The sequence below is a fragment of the Fulvivirga aurantia genome, assembly GCF_009711475.1.
GTDB classification, from domain to species: domain Bacteria; phylum Bacteroidota; class Bacteroidia; order Cytophagales; family Cyclobacteriaceae; genus Fulvivirga; species Fulvivirga aurantia.
The window spans coordinates 1-3,843 of record NZ_SMMD01000546.1; the positions used below are offsets into that span (position 1 = coordinate 1).

Sequence of the window (3,843 nt, forward strand, 5' to 3'; positions counted from 1 at the left end):
TCACGGATTTCTAAGAAAAAGCCAGAAGAAACCGCGGCAGCAATAGGTGATTATCTGGTTGAAAAATCTGAAATCGTTGAAAATTATAATGTTGTTAAGGGTTTTCTAAATATTGTATTGACCCAAAAAACCTGGACAAACTTATTTGCTGAGATTTGGGCCACTGAGAACTATGGTGTGTCAGCTTCTACCGGTAAAGAAGTAATGGTTGAGTACTCCTCTCCTAATACCAATAAGCCATTGCACCTGGGTCACCTGAGAAATAACTTTCTGGGTTGGTCGGTGTCCGAGATCCTCAAGGCCAATGGACATACCGTTCATAAAGTGCAAATTATCAATGACAGAGGCATCCATATCTGTAAATCTATGGTGGCCTGGACAAAATTTGGTGAGGGAGAAACTCCTGATTCGTCCGGCAAAAAAGGTGATAAACTTGTAGGCGACTATTATGTAAAATTTGACCAGGAGTATAAGAAGCAAATAGCAGAGCTCGTTGAGGGTGGCATGGAGAAAGCTGAAGCTGAAAAGCAGGCTCCAATCATGAAAGAGGCCCAGGAAATGTTGCTAAAATGGGAAAAAAAAGATCCTGATACTTATGCCTTATGGGAGAAAATGAATGGCTGGGTATACAAAGGGTTCGATGCCACCTACAACCAAATGGGCGTTGATTTTGACAAACTCTACTATGAATCTCAGACATTTTTATTAGGAAAAGAGGAAGTCGAGAAGGGACTTGAATCTGGGATTTTCTTTAAAAAAGATGATGGTTCGGTTTGGGTAGACCTCACTGAAGAAGGGCTTGATGAGAAGCTTTTATTGAGAGCTGATGGCACATCAGTGTATATGACTCAGGATATCGGCACAGCTATTCTAAGGTATAGAGACTACCCAAAAATCTCACAGCAGATTTACACAGTGGGCAACGAGCAGGAATATCATTTTAAGGTGTTGTTTATGATTCTTGATAAGCTCGGCTACGACTGGGCCAAGGGTTGCTACCACCTCTCGTACGGCATGGTAGATTTACCATCAGGTAAAATGAAATCTAGAGAAGGTACGGTGGTAGACGCAGATGAGCTGATGGATGAAATGATCGATACAGCGCGCGAGCATACCGAAGAGTTGGGCAAAATTGATGGTTTTAGTAAAGAACAAGCAGCAGAACTATACGAAACGCTTGGCTTGGGAGCATTAAAGTACTTCTTACTAAAAGTAGATCCGAAAAAACGGATGCTTTTTGATCCTAATGAATCTATTCAGTTTCAGGGTAACACAGGTCCGTTTATTCAATACACACACGCACGTATTGCCGCGATACTTAGAAAAGCTGAGCAATTAAATTTTACCCCACAAGAAGAGGATTTTAATAAACTTGAAACGTTGCAACCTGTTGAGTTAAGCTTAATTCATTTACTCAAAGACTATCCGGCAAAAGTCAAAGAAGCTGGCGACAATTACTCACCCGATATTGTAGCGCAATACGTATACGACCTGGCTAAAGAATACAACCGCTTCTATCAGGAAATTTCTATATTTAATGAAGAAGATGAGACTGCGCTGAGGTTTAGAATTGCCTTATCTGGCAAAGTAGCAGAGGTAATTAAGAAAGCCATGGGGCTTATAGGTGCCAACGTACCAGATAGAATGTAATGAAAGCAAAAGCGTGGATTACAGCGTTTAGGTTGAGAACGTTGCCGCTGGCATTAGCCAGTATCGGCATGGGGAGTTTTTTGGCGGCCTCTGAAGGAAATTTTCAGGCAGGCATCTTTCTATTCTGTGCGCTCACAACCATCTTGCTACAGATCTTATCTAACCTGGCCAACGATTATGGCGATACCATAAACGGTGCAGACAGTGAAGACCGGAAAGGGCCTCAACGTATGGTGCAGACCGGACAAATCACACTAGCAGCTATGCGTAAGGCTATGGCTATATTTATAGTACTAACCCTCGCAAGCGGAATTTACTTACTATACCTTGCTTTTGGTATTGAGTGGGAAGCTTTTCTATTCTTTTTTGGACTCGGCCTATTATCAATTTTAGCAGCTCTTGCCTATACCGCAGGTCGCAAGCCTTATGGCTACATGGGCCTTGGAGATATATCCGTGCTTATATTTTTTGGTCTTGTAGGTGTTTTGGGCTCTTACTACCTCTACGCACAACAACTGAAATTGTACTTGCTGTTGCCTGCGATGAGCTGCGGACTCTTTTCTGTGGCCGTACTCAATGTAAATAACATCAGGGATATTGACTCTGACAAAAAAGCTGGTAAATATTCTATACCGGTACGAGTAGGTAGAGAAAAGGCTGTTATCTATCATTGGTTCCTCATACTTACAGGTATTGTTGCCGCTGTTGTATATACCATATTAAATTTTGAGACCTATTGGCAGCTGTTGTTTTTATTAGTCACACCTCTTCTTATTAAAAACGGTTTAGCAGTAGCTTCAAAAAAGGAAAGTCATGAGCTTGACCCGTTTCTAAAGCAGATGGCTATCAGCACCCTCCTATTCGTATGCCTCTTTGGCATCGGCCTTCTTATATAATTGACTATTGTTCGGTTTGTAGCTGATTAATATCATTGATCTCGCGCAATTACTAATAGATATTTGATCATATCATTTGATCGATAGAATCGTTATCTTTAGTAAAACCTCGTAAGACTTAATTGATATTACAACTATGAAAAAAATACTTGTCCCCACGGATTTTTCAGAGCAAGCCGATTATGCCATAGAAGTGGCTATTAATATTGCTAAAAAGTCACAAGCCGAAGTCATAGTACTTCATGTGGTTGAGGATACAACCGTCACCTCTGTACACTATACGGGAGATTTGGAACTCCCAAATATGGAAGATCGACTATTTGTGGTGAGAATGATTGAAAAGGCCAAAAAAGAGCTGGCAGAACTTGAAAATAAATACAAAAACATCGGCTTGAAAACACAGCTGAGAATCGGAAACCCTTACCATAATATCAAAGATTACATTAATGATGAGCACTTCGATTTTGTAGTCATGGGCACTAAAGGAAGTACCGGCTTCGAAGAGTTTTTAATTGGTTCTAATGCTGAAAAAGTTGTAAGACACGCCAAATGCCCTGTACTTACAATTCATAAGAAAGCCACCAATTTTGATTTTAAGAATATAGTTTATGCCACTGCATTAAACGAAGGTGAGGAACAGTGTGTAAAGGTGGTTAAAGAATTTCAAGAAGCTTATGATGCAAAAATTCATTTGGTCAGGATTAATACGCCAAATAACTTCGAATCTGACAGACTTTCACTTCCGGCCTTACGCAAATTTGCTGAGAAATGTAATTTAAAAAACTATGAAGTACATGTATATAATGAGGCCAGTGAAGAAGAAGGCATCATTTACTTTGCAGATTACCTAAATGCAGACCTGATAACTATGGCCACGCACGGCAGAACCGGTTTAGCGCATTTGCTTACCGGCAGCATTGCCGAAGATGTTGTAAACCATGCCAAGCGACCAGTGATGACTTTTGTCATAGACAAGTAAGCAATTAGTTTCAAGCCATACTTTTTGACCATCCTATCAATGTAGAAAGCACCGCCTTAGTCAGCGGTGCTTTTATCATATTTATCTAGTATGTTGTTGCTTATAGCTCCTGGCCTCGTCCTTAATCCTGGCCTCGTCCTTGATGAAATTGCGTTAAGAAATTTATGACAGAGCCCGTAAAAATTCAATTGTTTGAGTCACGCCAGAGCGTGATGAGTTCTTGAATTTTAGGGCTTTTGAGTAAATTTTAGCCTATTTCATCACAGACTTGACTTTTTTTTGTTTCGTTTTTTGTGTCAAGACAAAAAATGAAAAAAG

General features: G+C 40.2%; 3 protein-coding genes. All 3 read left to right on the forward strand.

Going from position 1 to position 3,843, the window contains the following annotated elements:
- A partial coding sequence (gene argS / locus E1176_RS04405) for an arginine--tRNA ligase (protein WP_155209358.1) occupies positions 1 to 1,650 on the forward strand: 1,650 nt, incomplete at its 5' end.
- Positions 1,650 to 2,546 carry a 1,4-dihydroxy-2-naphthoate polyprenyltransferase gene (locus E1176_RS04410; protein WP_155209359.1) on the forward strand — a complete coding sequence of 299 codons (897 nt, stop codon included), beginning with the start codon at positions 1,650 to 1,652 and terminating at the stop codon, positions 2,544 to 2,546. The genes argS and E1176_RS04410, both read left to right, overlap by 1 nt.
- A gap of 136 nt (positions 2,547 to 2,682) precedes the next feature.
- Positions 2,683 to 3,525 (forward strand): universal stress protein, encoded by an 843-nt coding sequence (locus E1176_RS04415; RefSeq protein WP_155209360.1) that lies wholly within the window; start codon positions 2,683 to 2,685, stop codon positions 3,523 to 3,525.
- Positions 3,526 to 3,843: the final 318 nt, after the last annotated feature.